This window comes from Pseudomonas sp. D8002 (assembly GCF_013385695.1).
In the GTDB taxonomy this organism is placed as follows: domain Bacteria; phylum Pseudomonadota; class Gammaproteobacteria; order Pseudomonadales; family Pseudomonadaceae; genus Aquipseudomonas.
In genome coordinates, this window is the sequence record NZ_JACAPM010000003.1 from 44,312 (window position 1) to 63,080 (window position 18,769).

The 18,769-nt window shown below is 61.9% G+C and carries 16 protein-coding genes and 1 pseudogene; 14 read left to right on the forward strand and 3 right to left on the reverse strand.

Features of this window, described 5'->3' with window-relative positions; translation table 11 throughout:
- Positions 1-6 precede the first annotated feature (6 nt).
- From murD to lpxC, 9 genes are all read left to right on the forward strand, one after another.
- On the forward strand, positions 7-1,353 hold the full coding sequence (gene murD, locus HX807_RS00685) for a UDP-N-acetylmuramoyl-L-alanine--D-glutamate ligase (protein WP_003216212.1): 1,347 nt from the start codon (positions 7-9) through the stop codon (positions 1,351-1,353).
- Positions 1,350-2,573: a putative lipid II flippase FtsW gene (ftsW, locus tag HX807_RS00690; RefSeq protein WP_003216215.1), complete on the forward strand. Its 1,224-nt coding sequence runs from the start codon at positions 1,350-1,352 to the stop codon at positions 2,571-2,573. Before murD ends, ftsW begins: the two co-directional genes overlap by 4 nt.
- Positions 2,563-3,633, forward strand: coding sequence for an undecaprenyldiphospho-muramoylpentapeptide beta-N-acetylglucosaminyltransferase (gene murG, locus HX807_RS00695; protein WP_134327307.1), 1,071 nt, complete (start codon positions 2,563-2,565; stop codon positions 3,631-3,633). Before ftsW ends, murG begins: the two co-directional genes overlap by 11 nt.
- Positions 3,626-5,071, forward strand: a complete 1,446-nt coding sequence (gene murC, locus HX807_RS00700) for a UDP-N-acetylmuramate--L-alanine ligase (RefSeq protein WP_003216219.1) — start codon at positions 3,626-3,628, stop codon at positions 5,069-5,071. Before murG ends, murC begins: the two co-directional genes overlap by 8 nt.
- The gene (locus tag HX807_RS00705) at positions 5,068-6,024 is read left to right on the forward strand and encodes a D-alanine--D-alanine ligase (protein ID WP_003216220.1); all 957 of its coding nucleotides are present in this window, start codon (positions 5,068-5,070) and stop codon (positions 6,022-6,024) included. The genes murC and HX807_RS00705 overlap by 4 nt, the downstream gene beginning before the upstream one ends.
- 4 nt (positions 6,025-6,028) lie before the next feature.
- Entirely contained in the window at positions 6,029-6,895 is an 867-nt protein-coding gene (locus HX807_RS00710) for a cell division protein FtsQ/DivIB (protein ID WP_023659197.1), read from the forward strand.
- A gap of 15 nt (positions 6,896-6,910) precedes the next feature.
- The gene (ftsA, locus tag HX807_RS00715) at positions 6,911-8,173 is read left to right on the forward strand and encodes a cell division protein FtsA (RefSeq protein WP_003216224.1); all 1,263 of its coding nucleotides are present in this window, start codon (positions 6,911-6,913) and stop codon (positions 8,171-8,173) included.
- 65 nt (positions 8,174-8,238) lie between these two features.
- Positions 8,239-9,435 carry a cell division protein FtsZ gene (gene ftsZ, locus HX807_RS00720; protein ID WP_003216225.1) on the forward strand — a complete coding sequence of 399 codons (1,197 nt, stop codon included), beginning with the start codon at positions 8,239-8,241 and terminating at the stop codon, positions 9,433-9,435.
- Positions 9,436-9,547: 112 nt separating this feature from the next.
- Positions 9,548-10,459, forward strand: a complete 912-nt coding sequence (gene lpxC / locus HX807_RS00725; RefSeq protein WP_003216227.1) for a UDP-3-O-acyl-N-acetylglucosamine deacetylase — start codon at positions 9,548-9,550, stop codon at positions 10,457-10,459.
- A gap of 103 nt (positions 10,460-10,562) precedes the next feature.
- Here the strand turns inward: lpxC and HX807_RS00730 are convergent, their stop codons facing one another.
- The 3 genes from HX807_RS00730 to HX807_RS00740 form a co-directional block, all read right to left on the reverse strand.
- Positions 10,563-12,068, reverse strand: coding sequence for a diguanylate cyclase (locus tag HX807_RS00730; RefSeq protein ID WP_177049040.1), 1,506 nt, complete (start codon positions 12,066-12,068; stop codon positions 10,563-10,565).
- Between the two features lie 51 nt (positions 12,069-12,119).
- Complete coding sequence (locus HX807_RS00735) at positions 12,120-13,613, reverse strand: sensor domain-containing diguanylate cyclase (protein ID WP_008434208.1); 1,494 nt, start codon at positions 13,611-13,613, stop codon at positions 12,120-12,122.
- A gap of 86 nt (positions 13,614-13,699) precedes the next feature.
- On the reverse strand, positions 13,700-15,022 hold the full coding sequence (locus tag HX807_RS00740; RefSeq protein WP_177049041.1) for an OprD family porin: 1,323 nt from the start codon (positions 15,020-15,022) through the stop codon (positions 13,700-13,702).
- A gap of 351 nt (positions 15,023-15,373) precedes the next feature.
- On the opposite strand from HX807_RS00740, the gene HX807_RS00745 reads away from it, so the two are divergent.
- From HX807_RS00745 to HX807_RS00760, 5 genes and pseudogenes are all read left to right on the forward strand, one after another.
- The gene (locus tag HX807_RS00745; protein ID WP_003216236.1) at positions 15,374-16,348 is read left to right on the forward strand and encodes a D-glycerate dehydrogenase; all 975 of its coding nucleotides are present in this window, start codon (positions 15,374-15,376) and stop codon (positions 16,346-16,348) included.
- Positions 16,349-16,376: 28 nt separating this feature from the next.
- A pseudogene (locus HX807_RS31580) lies at positions 16,377-16,475 on the forward strand (outer membrane lipoprotein carrier protein LolA); the annotation flags it as partial.
- 51 nt (positions 16,476-16,526) lie between these two features.
- On the forward strand, positions 16,527-17,429 hold the full coding sequence (locus tag HX807_RS00750; protein ID WP_102369883.1) for a chemotaxis protein CheV: 903 nt from the start codon (positions 16,527-16,529) through the stop codon (positions 17,427-17,429).
- 3 nt (positions 17,430-17,432) lie between these two features.
- Complete coding sequence (locus HX807_RS00755; RefSeq protein WP_008434201.1) at positions 17,433-17,915, forward strand: N-acetyltransferase; 483 nt, start codon at positions 17,433-17,435, stop codon at positions 17,913-17,915.
- 108 nt (positions 17,916-18,023) lie between these two features.
- Positions 18,024-18,767: a YkgJ family cysteine cluster protein gene (locus tag HX807_RS00760; RefSeq protein ID WP_177049042.1), complete on the forward strand. Its 744-nt coding sequence runs from the start codon at positions 18,024-18,026 to the stop codon at positions 18,765-18,767.
- The last annotated feature ends 2 nt before the right edge of the window (positions 18,768-18,769 follow it).

The following is an 18,769-nucleotide window of genomic DNA, read 5'->3' on the forward strand; positions in this document are numbered from 1 at the left end:
AAACGAGTGTCCCTGATCGCTTCAGACCACTTCCGCATCGTTGTCGGCCTCGGCAAGAGCGGCATGTCCCTGGTTCGCTTCCTGGCGAACCGGGGCACGTCGTTTGCCGTGGCCGATACGCGGGAAAATCCACCGGAGCTGGTCACGCTGCGCCGTGACTACCCGCACGTGGAAGTGCGTTGTGGCGAGCTGGATGTCGAGTTTCTGTGCCGTGCCGATGAGCTCTACGTGAGCCCTGGCCTGGCCCTGGCGACCCCGGCCCTGCAAGCGGCGGCGGCCCGTGGCGTGAAGTTGTCCGGCGACATCGAGCTGTTCGCGCGTAACGCGAAGGCGCCGATCGTGGCCATCAGCGGTTCCAATGCCAAAAGCACCGTCACCACCCTGGTGGGCGAGATGGCGGCTGCGGCCGGCAAGCGCGTGGCCGTGGGCGGCAACCTCGGCACGCCGGCGCTGGACCTGCTCAACGACGACGTCGAGCTGTACGTGATGGAGCTGTCGAGCTTCCAGCTGGAAACCACTGACCAGCTCAACGCCGAAGTGGCCACCGTGCTCAACGTCAGCGAAGACCACATGGACCGCTACAGCGGCCTGCCGGCGTATCACCTGGCCAAGCACCGGATCTTCCGTGGCGCGCGGCAAGTGGTGGTGAACCGTCAGGATGCCCTGAGCCGTCCGCTGATCGGCGAAGGTCTGCCGTGCTGGACCTTCGGCCTGAACAAGCCTGACTTCAAGGCCTTCGGCCTTCGGGAAGAGAACGGCGAGAAATACCTGGCCTTCGAATTCCAGAACCTGATGCCGGTGCGCGAACTGAAAATCCGTGGTGCCCACAACCAGGCCAACGCCCTGGCGGCGCTGGCGCTCGGTCACGCAGTTGGCTTGCCGTTCGACGCCATGCTCTCGGCCCTGCGCAGCTTTGCCGGCCTTGAGCATCGCTGCCAATGGGTTCGCGAGCTGGCTGGTGTTGGCTATTACAACGATTCCAAGGCCACCAACGTCGGTGCGGCACTCGCTGCCATCGAAGGCTTGGGTGCCGACATTCAGGGCAAGGTCGTGCTGATCGCCGGTGGCGACGGCAAGGGTGCCGACTTCAAGGACCTTAAAGGCCCGGTCGCCGCCAACTGCCGCGCCGTGGTGTTGATGGGCCGTGATTCCGGCCTGATCGCCGATGCCCTGGGCGACGCCGTACCGCAGGTGCGCGCGCAGTCCCTGGACGATGCCATCGCCCAATCCAAAGCCTTGGCTCAGCCGGGCGACGTGGTGCTGCTGTCGCCTGCCTGCGCCAGTTTCGACATGTTCAAGAACTACGAAGAGCGCGGCCAGCTGTTCGCCCGCGCCGTGGAGGCCTTGGCATGAGTATCAATTTCCGTAACATCATCAAGCCGTACCCGTCGCCGATCATTACCGGGCGCGGTATCGACCTTGATTTCCCGATGCTTGCCGGTTGCCTCGCGCTGCTGGGCCTGGGCCTGGTGATGATCACCTCGGCCTCCTCGGAAGTGGCTGCGGTGCAATCGGGCAACACCCTGTACATGATGATCCGTCACCTGGTGTACCTGGTGATTGGCCTTGGCGCATGCATCGTCACCATGATGATCCCGATTGCCACCTGGCAGCGCCTGGGTTGGCTGATGCTGGTGGGCGCCTTCGGCCTGTTGGTGATGGTGATCCTGCCCGGCATCGGGCGTGAGGTGAACGGTTCGATGCGCTGGATCGGCTTCGGTGCGTTCAACGTGCAGCCCTCGGAAATCGCCAAGGTGTTCGTGGTGATCTACCTCGCCGGCTACCTGGTGCGGCGCCAGAAAGAAGTACGCGAAAGCTGGATGGGCTTCTTCAAGCCGTTCATCGTGCTGCTGCCCATGGCCGGCCTGTTGCTGATGGAGCCGGACTTCGGTGCCACCGTTGTAATGATGGGCGCGGCGGCGGCGATGCTGTTCCTCGGTGGCGTCGGCCTGTTCCGCTTCACCCTGATGGTGGTGCTGGCGGTGGCCGCCGTGACCATTCTGGTGCAGGCGCAACCCTACCGGATGGCCCGTCTGATTACCTTTACCGACCCGTGGTCCGATCAGTTCGGTTCCGGCTACCAGTTGACCCAGGCGTTGATCGCCTTCGGTCGCGGCGAGTGGCTGGGCGTGGGCCTGGGCAACAGCGTGCAGAAGCAGTTCTACCTGCCGGAAGCCCACACCGACTTCGTGTTCTCGGTACTCGCCGAAGAGCTGGGTGTGGTCGGTTCGCTGTGCACCGTCGCGCTGTTCGTGTTCGTGTGTGTTCGCGGCATGTACATCGGCTTGTGGGCCGAAAAGGCCAAGCAATATTTCGCCGCCTACGTGGCGTACGGCTTGTCGTTCCTGTGGATCGGCCAGTTCCTGATCAACATCGGGGTGAACGTCGGCCTGCTGCCGACCAAGGGCCTGACCTTGCCGTTCCTCAGTTACGGCGGCAGCTCGTTGGTGATTTGCTGCGCCTGTCTCGGGTTGTTGCTGCGTATCGAGTGGGAGAGTCGGACCCACCTGGGCAGCGAAGAGATGGAGTTCAGCGAAAGCGACTTCGCCGAGGAGCCGAACCATGGGCGCTAACGTGCTGATCATGGCAGGCGGCACCGGTGGCCACGTGTTCCCGGCGCTGGCCTGTGCCCGTGAGTTCCAGAACCGTGGCTACAGCGTGCATTGGCTCGGTACGCCGCGGGGCATCGAAAACGATCTGGTACCGAATGCCGGCTTGCCGCTGCATTTGATCAACGTCACCGGCTTGCGTGGCAAGGGCAAATTGTCTCTGCTGAAGGCGCCGTTCGTGTTGCTCAAGGCCGTGTGGCAGGCGCGCAAGGTGATCCGCGAAGTGAAGCCGGTATGCGTGCTGGGCTTTGGTGGCTACGTGACCGGCCCGGGCGGTGTTGCGGCAAGACTCGCCGGCGTGCCAGTGATCGTCCACGAGCAGAATGCCGTGGCCGGCACTGCCAACCGCCTGCTGGTGCCCTTGGCTGCACGGGTATGCGAGGCGTTTCCGAAGACCTTTGGTGCCGCGGACAAGCTGCGTACCACCGGCAACCCGGTGCGTACCGAACTGTTCATGGACATCGCCCGCCAGCCATTGGCCGGTCGCAAGGCGCACCTGTTGATCCTGGGCGGAAGCCTGGGCGCCGAACCGTTGAACAAATTGCTGCCTGAAGCGGTGTCGCAACTCCCCGTGGAGCTGCGCCCCGAGATCTTCCATCAGGCCGGCAAGAACCACGATGAAGTGACCGCCACGCGCTACCGCGATGCGGGTGTGGAGGCGAATGTGCAGCCCTTCATCAAAGACATGGCCCAAGCCTATGGCTGGGCCGACCTGGTGGTCTGTCGCGCAGGTGCGTTGACCGTCAGTGAACTGGCTGCCGCCGGTCTGCCGTCCTTGCTGGTGCCTTTGCCCCACGCGATCGACGATCACCAGACCCGCAACGCCGAATATTTGGCCGGGGAGGGCGCTGCCTTCCTGCTGCCGCAAAGAACGACTGGCGCCGCCGATTTGGCCGCACGCCTGACCGAGGTTTTGATGCAACCGGAACGACTGAACAGCATGGCGAGCACCGCAAGCCGCCTGGCCAAACCTGACGCAACCCGCACCGTGGTCGATATCTGCCTGGAGGTGGCCCATGGTTGAGAATCAGAAAGCCATGCCGCAACCGGAAATGCGCCGCATCCGTCGCATCCACTTCGTCGGTATCGGCGGCGTGGGCATGTGCGGGATCGCCGAAGTGTTGCTGAACCTGGGTTATCAGGTGTCCGGCTCCGACCTGAAAATGTCGCCGGTCACCGAGCGCCTGGAATCGTTTGGCGCAAAAATCTTTATCGGCCACCGCGCCGAGAACGCCGCCGAAGCCGATGTGCTGGTGGTCTCCAGTGCCGTGAACACCTCCAACCCGGAAGTGGCCACAGCCCTTGAGCGCCGCATTCCCGTAGTGCCGCGTGCCGAAATGCTGGCTGAGCTGATGCGCTACCGCCACGGCATCGCCGTCGCCGGTACCCACGGCAAGACGACCACCACCAGCCTGATCGCCTCGGTATTCGCCGCCGGTGGCCTGGACCCGACGTTCGTCATCGGTGGCCGCCTGAATGCAGCCGGCACCAATGCACAACTGGGGACCAGCCGTTACCTGATCGCCGAAGCCGATGAAAGCGACGCCAGCTTCCTGCACCTGCAACCGCTGGTGGCCGTGGTGACCAACATCGACGCCGACCACATGGCGACCTACGACGGTGACTTCAACAAACTGAAGAAAACCTTCGTCGAGTTCCTGCACAACCTGCCGTTCTACGGTCTGGCCGTGGTGTGCCTGGACGATCCGGTGGTGCGCGAAATCCTGCCGCTGGTGAAGCGTCCGACCGTGACCTACGGCTTCAGCGAAGACTGCGACGTGCGCGCGATCAATGTGCGCCAGCAAGGCATGCAGACTTTCTTCACCGTGCTGCGTCCTGACCGCGAGCCGCTGGATGTCTCGGTGAACATGCCGGGCAACCACAACGTACTCAACTCCCTGGCGACCATCTGCATCGCCTCCGACGAAGGCGTCAGCGATGAAGCCATCGTCGAAGGCCTGTCGGGTTTTGCCGGCGTGGGTCGTCGCTTCCAGGTCTACGGCGAACTGCCGGTGGACGGCGGCAACGTGATGCTGGTGGACGACTACGGTCACCACCCGACCGAAGTGGCAGCGGTGATCAAGGCCGTACGCGGTGGCTGGCCGGAACGCCGCCTGGTGATGGTGTACCAGCCGCACCGCTACAGCCGTACCCGCGACCTGTACGACGATTTCGTCAATGTACTGGCGGATGCCAACGTGTTGCTGCTGATGGAAGTCTACCCGGCCGGTGAAGAACCGATCCCGGGTGCCGACAGCCGCAAGCTGTGCAACAGCATCCGTCAACGCGGCCAGTTGGACCCGATCTACATCGAGCGTGGTGTGGACCTGGCGCCGATCGTCAAGCCGCTGCTGCGTGCCGGCGACATCCTGCTGTGCCAGGGTGCCGGTGACATCGGTGGCCTCGCCCCTAAATTGCTGGCAAGCCCGCTGTTTGCCGCCGCACAGGGGAAGTCGAAATGACCACTGACTACGGCTCCCTGTTCTCGACCATTCAACCTGCCGACTTCGGCCGGGTTGCGGTGCTGTTCGGTGGCAAGAGCGCTGAGCGTGAAGTGTCGCTGAAGTCCGGCAATGCCGTGCTGGAAGCGCTGCAAAGTGCCGGTGTGAATGCGTTCGGCATCGACGTGGGTGATGACTTCCTGTCGCGCCTGCAGGCCGAGAAGATCGACCGCGCCTTCATCATTCTTCACGGCCGTGGCGGTGAAGACGGCAGCATGCAGGGCCTGCTGGAGTGCCTGGGCATTCCGTATACCGGCAGCGGCATCCTCGCTTCGGCCCTGGCCATGGACAAGTTGCGCACCAAGCAGGTGTGGCACAGCCTGGGTATTCCGACCCCGCGTCACAGCGTGCTGTGCAGCGAAGACGATTGTATTTCTGCAGCCAAGGAACTGGGCCTGCCTTTGATCGTCAAACCAGCCCATGAAGGCTCCAGTATCGGCATGGCTAAAGTGAACTCAGCCGCCGAATTGATTGACGCATGGAAAGCGGCCAGTACCTACGATTCGCAAGTGTTGGTGGAACAGTGGATTCAAGGTCCCGAGTTCACCATCGCTACTCTGCGTGGCCAGGTATTGCCGCCCATCGCATTGGGCACGCCCCACACCTTTTACGACTACGACGCCAAGTATGTGGCCTCCGATACCCAGTACCGGATCCCGTGCGGCCTCGACGCAGCCAAGGAACAGGAATTGATGGACCTCACGGCGAAAGCCTGTGAGGCGCTGGGTATCGCCGGTTGGGCGCGGGCAGACGTGATGCAGGATGACCAGGGGAACTTCTGGTTCCTGGAAGTCAACACTGCACCCGGGATGACCGACCACAGCCTGGTACCCATGGCCGCTCGTGCCGCCGGCCTGGATTTCCAGCAGTTGGTGCTGGCGATCCTGGCAGCAAGCATAGAGCCACGAGGCTAAGACCATGAACGGCGCATCGCTTCGTCATCAGCAACCCGCTCCCGGCCGCAAGCCGGTGCCGCGTGGTGCCAGCCGAATGGTGGCTAAAGAGCCGATGTCGGCGCGCATGCCGAAAGCCAACTTTGGTTTTCTCAAGGCGCTGTTCTGGCCGGTGATCCTGGTGGCCCTGGGGTTCGGTACGTATGAAGGCGCCCAGCGCCTGCTGCCGTATGCCGACCGGCCGATCACCAAGATCAGCGTGCAGGGTGACTTGAGCTACATCAGCCAGCAAGCCGTGCAGCAGCGAATCGCCCCGTTTGTGGCGTCGAGCTTCTTCACCATCGACCTGGCAGGCATGCGCTCCGAGCTGGAACAGATGCCATGGATTGCCCACGCCGAAGTACGTCGCGTGTGGCCGGATCAAGTGACGATCCGCCTGGAAGAACAACTGCCCGTGGCCCGTTGGGGTGATGGTGCGCTGTTGAACAACCAGGGCCAGGCGTTTGCACCTCGCGAAGTGGCGAATTACGAGCACCTGCCGCAGTTGTTCGGGCCGCAGCGGGCGCAGCAGCAAGTGATGCAGCAGTACCAGGCGTTGAGCCAGATGCTGCGGCCGTTGGGCTTCTCGATTGCGCGACTGGAATTGCGCGAGCGGGGCAGCTGGTTTTTGACCACGGGTGCAGGCAGTTCCGGCCCGGGCATCGAGTTGTTGCTGGGACGCGGCAACCTGGTGGAAAAGATGCGCCGTTTTATCGCCATCTATGAAAAGACCTTGAAAGAACAGATTACGAACATTGCGAGCATCGACCTGCGTTACGCCAACGGCCTTGCCGTCGGCTGGCGGGCCCCTGCGGCGCCCACGGCAGCGCAACCTGCTGTCGCGAAGAATTAAGAAGAGGCAGGACCCATGGCAAACGTGCAAAGCGGCAAAATGATCGTCGGTCTGGATATCGGCACCTCCAAGGTGGTGGCGCTGGTAGGCGAGGTCGCGGACGACGGCACGCTGGAAATCGTCGGAATCGGCACGCATCCGTCCCGGGGCCTGAAGAAGGGCGTGGTGGTGAATATTGAATCCACCGTGCAATCGATCCAGCGCGCCATCGAAGAAGCGCAGCTGATGGCCGGTTGCCGGATTCACTCGGCATTTGTCGGCGTTGCCGGCAACCACATCCGCAGCCTGAATTCCCACGGCATCGTGGCGATTCGCGACCGCGAAGTCAGCTCGGCCGACCTGGAGCGGGTACTCGACGCAGCGCAAGCCGTGGCGATCCCGGCTGACCAGCGCGTGCTGCACACCCTGCCGCAGGACTACGTGATCGATAACCAGGAAGGCGTTCGCGAGCCCCTGGGCATGTCGGGCGTACGTCTGGAAGCCAAGGTTCACGTAGTGACCTGCGCCGTCAACGCTGCACAGAACATTGAAAAATGCGTGCGCCGCTGCGGCCTGGAAATCGACGACATCATTCTCGAGCAGTTGGCTTCGGCTTACTCGGTACTGACCGACGACGAAAAAGAACTGGGCGTGTGCCTGGTGGACATCGGCGGCGGCACCACGGACATCGCGATCTTCACCGAGGGTGCGATTCGTCACACCGCGGTGATCCCGATTGCCGGTGACCAGGTGACCAACGACATCGCCATGGCGTTGCGCACACCGACCCAGTACGCCGAAGAAATCAAGATCCGTTACGCCTGCGCCCTGGCCAAGCTGGCCGGTGCTGGTGAAACCATCAAGGTGCCAAGCGTGGGCGACCGTCCACCGCGCGAACTGTCGCGCCAGGCATTGGCCGAAGTGGTCGAGCCGCGCTACGACGAACTGTTCACCCTGATCCAGGCTGAACTGCGTCGCAGCGGCTACGAAGATTTGATCCCGGCCGGCATCGTGCTGACCGGTGGCACCTCGAAGATGGAAGGCGCGGTCGAACTGGCCGAGGAAATCTTCCACATGCCGGTCCGCTTGGGCGTGCCCCATGGCGTGAAAGGCCTGGGCGACGTAGTGCGCAACCCGATTTATTCCACCGGTGTGGGCTTGCTGTTGTACGGGCTGCAAAAGCAGACCGACGGCATTTCCCTGTCGGGCCCGAGCAACCGCGACAGCTACAGAAGCGACGACGAAGCGAAAGCGCCGTTGTTCGAGCGGTTGCAGGCTTGGGTGAAAGGCAATTTCTAAAGATTTACCGCAACACCGTTTCAAGTAGTAGGCGAAAAAACTAGAGAAATGAAAGGAGAGGGAAAATGTTCGAACTCGTAGACAACATCCCCGCAAGCCCGGTCATCAAAGTGATCGGCGTCGGCGGTGGCGGCGGCAACGCTGTCAACCACATGGTCAAGAGCAACATTGAAGGCGTTGAATTCATCTGCGCCAACACTGACGCCCAGGCCCTCAAAAGCATCGGTGCACGCACCATCCTGCAATTGGGCACAGCCGTGACCAAGGGCCTGGGTGCCGGCGCGAATCCGGAAGTCGGCCGTCAAGCCGCCCTGGAAGACCGCGAGCGCATCGCTGAAGTGCTGCAAGGCACCAACATGGTGTTCATCACCACGGGCATGGGCGGTGGTACCGGTACCGGTGCTGCGCCGATCATTGCCGAAGTGGCCAAGGAAATGGGGATCCTGACGGTTGCCGTCGTGACCCGTCCATTCCCGTTCGAAGGTCGCAAGCGCATGCAGATCGCCGATGAAGGCATCCGTCTGCTGTCCGAAAGCGTCGACTCGTTGATCACCATTCCCAACGAGAAGCTGCTGACCATCCTCGGCAAGGACGCAAGCCTGCTGTCTGCGTTTGCCAAGGCTGACGATGTACTGGCCGGTGCCGTTCGCGGTATCTCCGACATCATCAAGCGTCCGGGCATGATCAACGTCGACTTTGCCGACGTACGTACCGTGATGAGCGAAATGGGCATGGCGATGATGGGCACTGGCTGCGCCAGCGGTCCGAACCGTGCACGTGAAGCTACCGAAGCGGCCATCCGCAACCCGTTGCTGGAAGACGTGAACCTGCAAGGCGCACGCGGCATCCTGGTGAACATCACCGCCGGTCCTGACCTGTCCCTGGGTGAGTACTCCGACGTGGGTAGCATCATCGAAGCCTTCGCTTCCGAGCACGCCATGGTCAAGGTCGGTACCGTTATCGATCCGGACATGCGCGACGAACTGCACGTGACCGTTGTTGCGACCGGCCTGGGTGCGAAAATCGAGAAGCCTGTAAAGGTCATCGACAACACCGTCCATACCAGCCACGCCAGCCAGCAAGCTGCCGCTCCAGCGCCTTCGCGCCAGGAACTGCCGTCTGTGAACTATCGTGACCTGGATCGTCCGACCGTGATGCGCAACCAGGCTCAGGCCGGTGCTGCTGCATCCCGCAGCCCGAATCCGCAAGATGACCTGGACTACCTGGACATCCCGGCTTTCCTGCGTCGTCAGGCCGATTAATGGAATGTATCAGGGCTATGAAGGTGATTGGTGTTCAGCAAAGGTCTGGTCTGCTATTATCGCCAGCCTTTGTTGATACCAGTTCGCAATTTGCGCTGAAGCGGTCCAAGCCATGATTAAACAACGCACCCTGAAGAATATTATCCGTGCCACAGGTGTAGGTCTGCACTCCGGGGAGAAGGTATACCTGACCCTCAAGCCCGCACCTGTCGACACCGGCATCGTGTTTGTTCGTGCCGACCTGGACCCTGTGGTGCAGATACCTGCTCGCGCGGAAAATGTTGGCGAAACCACGATGTCGACCACGTTGGTCAACGGTGACGTCAAAGTGGACACGGTGGAGCACTTGCTCTCGGCCATGGCCGGTCTGGGCATCGATAACGCCTACGTCGAGCTCTCCGCGTCCGAAGTCCCGATCATGGATGGCAGCGCCGGACCCTTCGTATTCTTGATTCAATCTGCCGGCCTGGAAGAACAGGACGCAGCCAAGAAGTTCATTCGCATTCTGCGGGAAGTGACAGTAGAAGACGGCGACAAGCGCGCCACCTTCGTCCCGTTCGAAGGCTTTAAAGTGAGCTTTGAGATCGATTTCGATCACCCGGTATTCCGTGACCGCACCCAAAGTGCAAGCGTGGATTTTTCCAGCACTTCGTTCGTAAAAGAAGTCAGCCGCGCCCGTACCTTTGGTTTCATGAGTGACATCGAGTACCTGCGCAAGCACAACCTCGCACTCGGCGGCAGCGTTGAAAACGCCATTGTGGTCGACGCGGATGGTGTACTGAACGAAGACGGCCTTCGCTATGAAGACGAATTCGTGAAGCACAAGATCCTCGATGCAATCGGTGACCTCTACCTGCTGGGCAATAGCCTGATAGGCGAGTTCAAAGGCTTCAAGTCTGGCCACGCCCTGAACAACCAACTGCTGCGCAAGCTGATTGCACAGACAGATGCCTGGGAAGTCGTGACCTTCGAAGATGCCAGCACCGCACCGATCTCTTACATGCGTCCCGTCGCGGCGGTGTAAGTAACAACTCTCTTTCCTTTTGTTTTTAAAGGCCGCCTTCGGGTGGCCTTTTTTTTTATCGTTCCCACGCTCTGCGTGGTAACGCCTCCTGTGACGCTTCGCGTCACGGCTTTAAAGCGCCGGCATCAACAACGCGATTACGCCCGGTATGCTTGGCCTCATACAGCGCCTGGTCGGCGTTGAGCAGTAATTCCTCCAGCGTGGTGCGGCTGTTTTTGGTCCAGGTACTGAGGCCGATGCTGACGGTAATTGGCACCGTATCCCCGCTCACTCGCGGCAGGTGTTCGACACTGCTGCGGATATGTTCAGCAATCACGCGTGCACCCTGGCTGTCGGTATGCGGCAGCACCACTGCAAATTCTTCCCCACCATAGCGAGCCGCGAGGTCGGCCGGGCGGCGGATATTGCCCTCGATCACCTGCGCCACCGTGCGCAGTGCCTCGTCACCACCTTGATGGCCATGTCGGTCGTTGAACGCCTTGAAGTGGTCCACGTCAATCATCAGCACCGTCAACGGCTCGGCCGAACGCTGGGCGCGGTCCCATTCCAGGCGCAGGCGCTGGTCCAGGGTGCGGCGGTTGGCCAGGCCGGTAAGCGCGTCGGTGGCTGCCAGTTCTGACAGCACCTGTTCGGCACGGTGGCGCCTGCGCAGTTCCATGCAGAGCATCCAGGTCAGCCACAAAAGGCCGATGCACAAAATCCCGGTGGCGCCGCTGATCACCAGTGCTGCGCGCTTCCAGGGGGCGAATATGTCATTCGTGGACAGCCCCACGACGACGATCAGCGGTAAATCGCCCACCGTTGAGAAGGTATACAGGCGGTGCTCCTCATCCACACTGGAGGTGCCGCGAAAGTTGCCGTCGCGCTCGTGCAATATGCGCGCGACGTTGGGCCGCTGGCTGAGGTCCTTGTCGATCATGTCCCGTTCCAGCAGCGGCTGCTGGGCCAGCAGGATGCCTTGCCGGTTGATCAGGTTGATGGTGCTGTCGCTGCCGATATTCAGGCTGCGGAACAGTTGCTGAAAGTACGACAGGCGCATGGTGGCCACGGCCACGCCGAGGAATCGCCCATCCGGCCCGGAAACCCGGCGGCTGAATGCGATACGCCATTGGTCGTCACACACGCAGCGCGCCGTGAAGGGCCGGCTGATGAACAGGCCCAGGTCGGGATTCTGCCGATGGGCCTGGAAGTAATCGCGGTCGGCGAAGTTGGCGGATTTGGGCGTCTGCAGGGCTGAGTCGGCGATCACGTTGCCATCCTTGTCCAACAACAGGATGTCGCCTTTGTAGGGCGCCGCTTCCGAACGGTCGAACAGCACCAGGTGACGGATGCCGGCCGATACCCCAGCCAAATCAGTGCGTTCGGTGGCGGCGATCAGGCCTTTGATCGACAAGTCGTACAGCTCGACGTTGCGCAGCACGTCGGCGTCGATCAGTTGGGTGATGTTATTGGCCGTGCGCTGGGCCGCCTGCAACGTGTTGGCGTGTTCGCGAATCAGCAGCACCGCGACCACCAGCATGATCAGCAGCACCGTGACGCAACTGCCGATGATCAGCAGCAGCTCCGGACGGTGGGTGGGGCGGCGCGGGCGGGTAGTGCCTGGGCTCATCGGGCGTACTTCTGCTTCGAGGATGCCCTTAGCGTAGTTGCTGATAACGGCTTATGTGGCCTGGCTGTGAACGATGCGGTTGCGCCCGGAATGCTTGGCGTCATACAGCGCCCGATCGGCACTCAGCAGCAGTTCTTCCAGCGAGCCACGGCTGCGTTTGTCCCAGGTACTGAGCCCGACGCTGACGGTGACCGACAGCGCGTCGCCGTCCGCCGGTGGCAAGTGCTCTACCGCACTGCGGATATGTTCGGCGATGGTGCTTGCGCCCTCGCCGTCGGTATCCGGCAGGATCACCGCGAACTCTTCACCGCCGTAGCGCGCGGCCAGGTCGGCGGGGCGACGAATATTGCTGCCGATGACCCGGGCCACGTTGCGCAAGGCCTCGTCGCCACCCTGGTGACCATGGCGGTCGTTGAAGGCCTTGAAGTGGTCGACATCAATCATCAGCAAGGCCAGTGGCTCGCCTGAGCGTTGCGCGCGCTCCCATTCCAGGCGCAGGCGCTGGTCGAGGGTGCGGCGGTTGGCCAGGCCGGTGAGGCCGTCGGTGGCCGCCAGTTCCGACAACACCTTCTCGGCGCGATAGCGGCGGCGCAGTTCCAGGCGCAGCATCCAGGTCAGCCACAACAGCCCCACACACAGCACGCCGGTGGCGCCACTGATCAGCAGGGCGGCGCGCTTCCAGGCGGCAAACACGTCATCGCTCGACAACGCCACCACCACAATCAGCGGCAGCGCGCCGACGCTGGTGAAGGTGTACAGCCGTTGCGCGCCACTGATGGCGGAGATGGCGCTGAAACTGCCGCTGCCTTCGCGCAGCATTCGCTTGAAGTTGGGCCGCGCGCTCAGGTCCTTGTTGATCATGTCTCTTTCGAGCAGCGGCTGCTGGGCCAACAGGATGCCGTCGTTATTCAGCAGGTTGATGCTGCTGCCGCTGCCGATGGTCAGGCTATTGAACAACTGGTCGAAATACGCCAGGCGCATGGTTGCCACCGCCACACCGGCAAACTCGCCATTGGGCCCGGGCACCCGGCGGCTGAAGGCGATGCGCCAGACTTGATCGCAGTCGCAACGAATCCTGAAGGGCCGACTGATGAACAGCCCGGCATCGGGGTTCTGCTGGTGGATCTGGAAATAGTCGCGATTGGCGAAATTACGTGGCGTGGGGGTCAGCGTGGAGGAGTCGGCGGTGACCGCGCCGGTTTTGTCCAGCAGCAGGACTTCGCCTTTGAAAGGGGCGGCCGTGGATTGGTCGAACTGCACCATATGCAGGACTTCGGCGGAAACCTGGGGCAGGTCATCGCGAGTGGTTGCGGTGATCAGGCCGTTCAGCGCCAGGTCGTAGAGCTCGACGTTGCGCAGCACATCGGCATTGATCAGTTGGGTGATATTGCTGGTGGAACGCTTGGCTGCCTGCAAGGCGCTGGCGTGTTCGCGGATCAGCAGTACGGCAACGATGACCACGATCAGCACGACAGTAAGGCCACTGCCCAGAATCAGCAAAAGCTCCGGGCGTGCAGGCAGGGTGAAGGCGCGGCGTTGACTCATGGGACTGGCTTCGGCACTCAAGATGCTGGCAGTTTAGTTCCATGCTGTGAAAAATAAGTCGTCGCCGCTAAAAGAAAGCCTGAAGGTTAAAAAACGTCAATCGGATAGTCGACGATCACGCGGTACTCATCCACGTCCCGGTCCACTGCCGCGTAGCCATTGCCGCCGCGATTGGTCGCCCATTGCAGGCGCACGGCCAGGTCCTTGGCCTTGCCGCCTTGCACCACGTACTTGAGGTCGATGTCCCGTTCCCAGTGCTTGGCGTTCTTGCCGTCGGCACTGTACCAGGATGAGTAACCACGGCTGTCCGGATCGACCGTGGTCAGGTCGGTCTTGCCGCTGATGTACGACACCGCCGAGGTCAGGCCCGGCAGGCCCAGCCCGACGAAGTCATAGGCGTACTTGAGCTTCCACGAGCGCTCGTTGGGGCCGTTGAAGTCGGAGTATTGCTGGGAGTTGTCCAGGTAGATGCTGTCGCCCTGGCTGATGTAGTCGAACGGCGTGTTGCCGTTGACCCGCTGGTAGGCGGCGGTAACGCTGTGATTGCCCACGCCCACGGTGAAATGCAGGCTGTAGGTGTTGTTGTCGATGTTGCCCAGCAAGGCTTTGCCGGTCTCCTGGGTGTGGTAGTAGTGCAGGCCCGGGTTCAGGCTGACCAGCTCGTTCAACTGCCAGGTGTAGTCCAGGTCGTAGTAGTACTGGTTCCAGATGTCCTTGAGTTCGGACGCGTACAGGTTGCTGGTCAGCCCCGGCACGCCGCTGAAGGACACGCCGGCCCAGTCCAGGTGGCGGCTGTCTTCGCCATTGGGCAATGCGCCGTAGCTGGTGCCGATGCGGCGATGGCCGCTCTGGTTGTAGAGCTTGGTGAAGCTGGCCTGGCCGCCCTCGAACATCCAGCCGTCCAGGCTGTGGTTGGTCAGGCTCACGCCGCGGAAGGTCTGGGGCAGCATGCGGGTCATGCCGCCGGCAATCACCGGGTTGTTGAGGAACAGGTCGCCGGCTTTCAGTTCGGTGTCGAAGGCGCGCATTTTCAGGGTGGCGCCGGCGGTGGAGAACGAGCCGGGCGCTTTGCCGTTGCCGGAGCTTACCGGCAGGATGCTCGAGCCGTCGGTGCCGCCACCGCCGTCGAGCTTGAGGCCGAGCATGGCGTTGGCGTCCAGGCCGAAGCCGACGGTGCCGGGGGTGTAGCCGGATTCGAAGATGCCGATGAAGCCCTGGCCCCATTCCTTGCTGTCATCGGTGTGAATGTCGCGACGGTCGCGGTTCATGTAGTAGTTGCGGGTGTTGATCTTGAAGCTGGAACCTTCGACGAAGCCGTCGGTGGCCGGGGTGTCTGCCGCGTGGGCAAGGGGAACGATCGTTGCAGCAATCGCGAGGAATAACGGGGTGAACGTCAGCGAGGTTTTCACCGGTGGAGCTCCTTTGGGTCAATCGAAACCGGCCAGTGTTGTTGGGGTTCCTGGCCTTTTTTCAGCGCAAAAAAAAGCCGCTGAACTCAGCGGCTTTAAGACAGATTCCCAGTGTAGAGCCCTGGAAATAAGTCGAGGGAAATCGGGGGAGAGCGGGTCGGTCTTAACCGCTGCGCTCATCGATGCGACAAATTAGCGCAGGTGAGCGGTGCGATACAGAGTGTAACAAGATAATGACTGTTGCCCAAATCGCAACAGTCTGGCTGTGGGGTGTGAGGGGCGGCCTGACAAGCCCTACCCAAGAATGTTAGCGTGCTTGCCATTCCCACGTAGTCGATGAGCCCGCCTTCCATGAAAAAGACCGTCCTCGCCTTCAGCCGCGTCACCCCGGAAATGATCGAACGCCTGCAACAGGATTTCGATGTCATCGCCCCCAACCCCAAGCAGGGCGACATCAACGCCCAGTTCAACGAAGCCTTGCCCCATGCCCACGGCCTGATCGGCGTAGGCCGCAAACTGGGCCGCGCGCAACTGGAAGGTGCAAGCAAACTGGAAGTGGTTTCCAGCGTGTCGGTGGGCTACGACAACTACGACCTGGCGTACTTCAATGAGCGCGGGATCATGCTCACCAACACCCCGGATGTGCTCACCGAAAGCACCGCCGACCTGGCCTTCGCCCTGCTGATGAGCAGCGCCCGCCGTGTCGCCGAACTGGACGCCTGGACCAAGGCCGGCCAGTGGAAAGCCAGCGTCGGCGCGCCGTTGTTTGGCTGTGATGTACACGGCAAGACCCTGGGTATCGTCGGCATGGGCAACATCGGCGCGGCCGTCGCGCGTCGGGGTCGCCTGGGTTTCAATATGCCGATTCTGTACAGCGGCAACAGCCGCAAGACCGAACTGGAACAGGAACTCGGCGCGCAGTTTCGCAGCCTCGACCAGTTGCTGGCCGAAGCCGACTTCGTCTGCCTGGTGGTGCCACTGAGCGAGAAAACCCGCCACCTGATCAGCCATCGCGAGCTGGGCCTGATGAAATCCAGTGCGATCCTGGTGAACATCTCCCGTGGCCCGGTGGTGGATGAGCCGGCGCTGATCCAGGCCCTGCAAAACCAGACCATCCGTGGTGCCGGCCTGGATGTGTACGAGCAGGAGCCGCTGTCCGAGTCGCCGCTGTTCCAGCTGAGCAATGCGGTGACCCTGCCGCATATTGGCTCGGCCACCAACGAGACCCGCGAAGCCATGGCCAACCGCGCCCTGGAAAACCTGCGCAGCGCCTTGCTGGGCGAGCGTCCGCAGGATCTGGTAAACCCGCAGGTGTGGAAGGGCTGACGACTGCTTGTTGTAGGTAGGAGCGAGCTTGCTCGCGAAAAGCGTCAACGATAACGCGGGCATCCTGGATAAACACAGCGCCCTCAGGTTCTTCGCGAGCAAGCTCGCTCCTACAGTTTTTCGCGTGCAAGTCGATAACGGTCTATAGATCGTCATCCCTGATCCACAGAAGGTTTTTATGTCCACCACTAAAGCCCGCGCAGATTCACTCTCGCTTCTGCTCTTTACCTTGCGCAGCGGCAAGCTGATGGCGATCAACCTGCTGAAAGTCAGTGAAATCATTCCCTGCCCGCCGCTGACCAAGCTGCCGGAGTCGCACCCCCACGTCAAAGGCATCGCCACCTTGCGCGGCACCGCGTTGTCGGTGATCGACCTGAGCCGCGCCCTGGGGGAAATGCCCCTGCAAGACCCGGACGGCGGCTGCCTGATCGTCACCGATGTAAGCCGTTCCAAGCAGGGCCTGCATGTGCAGGCGGTAAGCAAGATCGTGCACTGCCTGACCACCGACATTCGCCCGCCGCCGTTTGGTTCCGGCGGTACGCGTTCGTTTATCACCGGGGTGACCCAGGTCGAAGGCGCCCTGGTGCAAGTGCTGGACATCGAGAAAGTCATCCACGGCATCGCCCCGGCACAGATCGAAGCGGCGCCCACCGACCTCACCATGGAAGAAGCCGAAGTGCTGGGCAACGCCCGAATCCTGGTGGTGGACGACAGCCAGGTGGCGCTGCAGCAGTCGGTGCACACCCTGCGCAACCTCGGCCTCACCTGCCACACCGCCCGCAGTGCCAAGGAAGCCATTGACCGTTTGCTGGAGCTGCAAGGCACCGTCGAGCAAATCAACGTGGTGGTCTCGGACATCGAAATGTCCGAAATGGACGGCTACGCCTTCACCCGTACCCTGCGGGAAACCCCGGACTTCCAGGACCTCTACGTGCTGCTGCACACCTCTCTGGACAGTGCGATGAACAGCGAAAAAGCCCGCCTGGCCGGTGCCAATGCGGTACTCACCAAGTTTTCTTCGCCGGAACTGACCAAGTGCCTGGTGGTAGCCGCCCAGACCGTGGCGCAACAGGGCCTGTGACCGGTGGGTGAATATTTCCAGCTGCTGCGCCGCGACCTCACCGGCAGCCTGCCCGCCCCGCAATGGCCGGCGGATATCCAGCTGGATCATTACCGCGAAGCCATGGCCCCGGCGATCCACGCGGTATTGAGCCTGGCCCAGGAACAAGGCGGCGGACGGGTCGGCTCCCTTGAGCACTGGCGCCAGCAGTTCGTTACCGATGCCGAGTTCGACCCAAAACTGTGCCTGGTGGCAAGTAACGCCAGCGGCATCCTGGGTGTGTCCCAATGCTGGACCAGCGCCTACATCAAGAACCTGGCCATTCACCCCTGTGCCCAGGGCATGGGGTTGGGCCGTGCGTTATTGCTGCACACCTTCCAGGTGTTCAAGCAACGCGGCGAAGCGTTTGTCGACCTCAAGGTGCTGGAGTCCAACTTGCGGGCACGGCAGCTGTATGAACGTGCGGGCATGGTGTTTGTGCTTCGCGACCTTGTCCCCGAGGACTGACGGCGCTGGCGCATAACTTGCTTTGCACAGAGGCAGAACGGTGAACAGAGGCAAAAACCCGCCACCGCTCATGAGTGCCTTCTGACCTTGCCTGGTGACAGATCCTCCATGAATACCCATTTTTCCTGCGTCGGTTGCGGTAAATGCTGCACCGACCACCATGTGCCCTTGACCCTCGAAGAAGCCCGCAGCTGGGCGGCTGACGGCGGTAATGTCATCGTGCTGGTGGAAGGTTTCCTGGGCAGTGGCCTGGGGCTGCCCGAGTTGCAACGTGACCACGCACAACGCCGTTCCGCCATCGTGCCCAGCGGCAATACCGAGGCGTATGTGGCAATCACCTTTGCCGCCTATAACGCCGGGCGCTGCCGGAATCTTGACGAAGACGACCGTTGCCGCATTTACGAGCGGCGGCCGTTGGTGTGCCGCATCTACCCGATGGAGATCAATCCGCACATCCCGTTGAACCCGGCCGCCAAGGACTGCCCGCCGGAATCCTGGGAGCAGGGGCCGGCGCTGATCGTGGGGGGCGAGTTGATGGACAAGGAGCTGGCCGAGTTGATCCGCCGCTCACGCCAGGCTGACCGCGATGATATCCAGGCCAAGGAAGCCGTGTGCGGGTTGCTGGGCATCCATACCACGGCGCTCAAGGGCGATGGGTTTACCGCGTACTTGCCCGACATGGGCCTGTTTGCCCAGGCGATCGAGTTGGCGACGCAAGAATTCGTGCAGGCCAATGAGTGGGTGTTTCATGTGTCCGGGATGGACATTGCCGAGCAACTGCTGGATGCCGGCGCCCGGATTGCCACCGAGGTGCCGGCGAACTACGCCTTCATTTCATTGCGGGCGGCTTAAGC

Excerpts from the sequence above, each read along its gene's own strand:
- murG (WP_134327307.1), top strand. The coding sequence starts at position 2,563 with ATGGGCGCTAACGTGCTGATCATGGCAGGCGGCACCGGTGGCCACGTG.
- HX807_RS00745 (WP_003216236.1), top strand. The coding sequence starts at position 15,374 with ATGAAAAAGACCGTCCTCGCCTTCAGCCGCGTCACCCCGGAAATGATC.
- HX807_RS00730 (WP_177049040.1), bottom strand. The coding sequence starts at position 12,068 with ATGAGCCCAGGCACTACCCGCCCGCGCCGCCCCACCCACCGTCCGGAG.
- lpxC (WP_003216227.1), top strand. The coding sequence starts at position 9,548 with ATGATTAAACAACGCACCCTGAAGAATATTATCCGTGCCACAGGTGTA.
- HX807_RS00710 (WP_023659197.1), top strand. The coding sequence starts at position 6,029 with ATGAACGGCGCATCGCTTCGTCATCAGCAACCCGCTCCCGGCCGCAAG.
- HX807_RS00760 (WP_177049042.1), top strand. The coding sequence starts at position 18,024 with ATGAATACCCATTTTTCCTGCGTCGGTTGCGGTAAATGCTGCACCGAC.
- murC (WP_003216219.1), top strand. The coding sequence starts at position 3,626 with ATGGTTGAGAATCAGAAAGCCATGCCGCAACCGGAAATGCGCCGCATC.
- ftsZ (WP_003216225.1), top strand. The coding sequence starts at position 8,239 with ATGTTCGAACTCGTAGACAACATCCCCGCAAGCCCGGTCATCAAAGTG.
- HX807_RS00750 (WP_102369883.1), top strand. The coding sequence starts at position 16,527 with ATGTCCACCACTAAAGCCCGCGCAGATTCACTCTCGCTTCTGCTCTTT.
- ftsA (WP_003216224.1), top strand. The coding sequence starts at position 6,911 with ATGGCAAACGTGCAAAGCGGCAAAATGATCGTCGGTCTGGATATCGGC.
- HX807_RS00705 (WP_003216220.1), top strand. The coding sequence starts at position 5,068 with ATGACCACTGACTACGGCTCCCTGTTCTCGACCATTCAACCTGCCGAC.
- HX807_RS00735 (WP_008434208.1), bottom strand. The coding sequence starts at position 13,613 with ATGAGTCAACGCCGCGCCTTCACCCTGCCTGCACGCCCGGAGCTTTTG.
- ftsW (WP_003216215.1), top strand. The coding sequence starts at position 1,350 with ATGAGTATCAATTTCCGTAACATCATCAAGCCGTACCCGTCGCCGATC.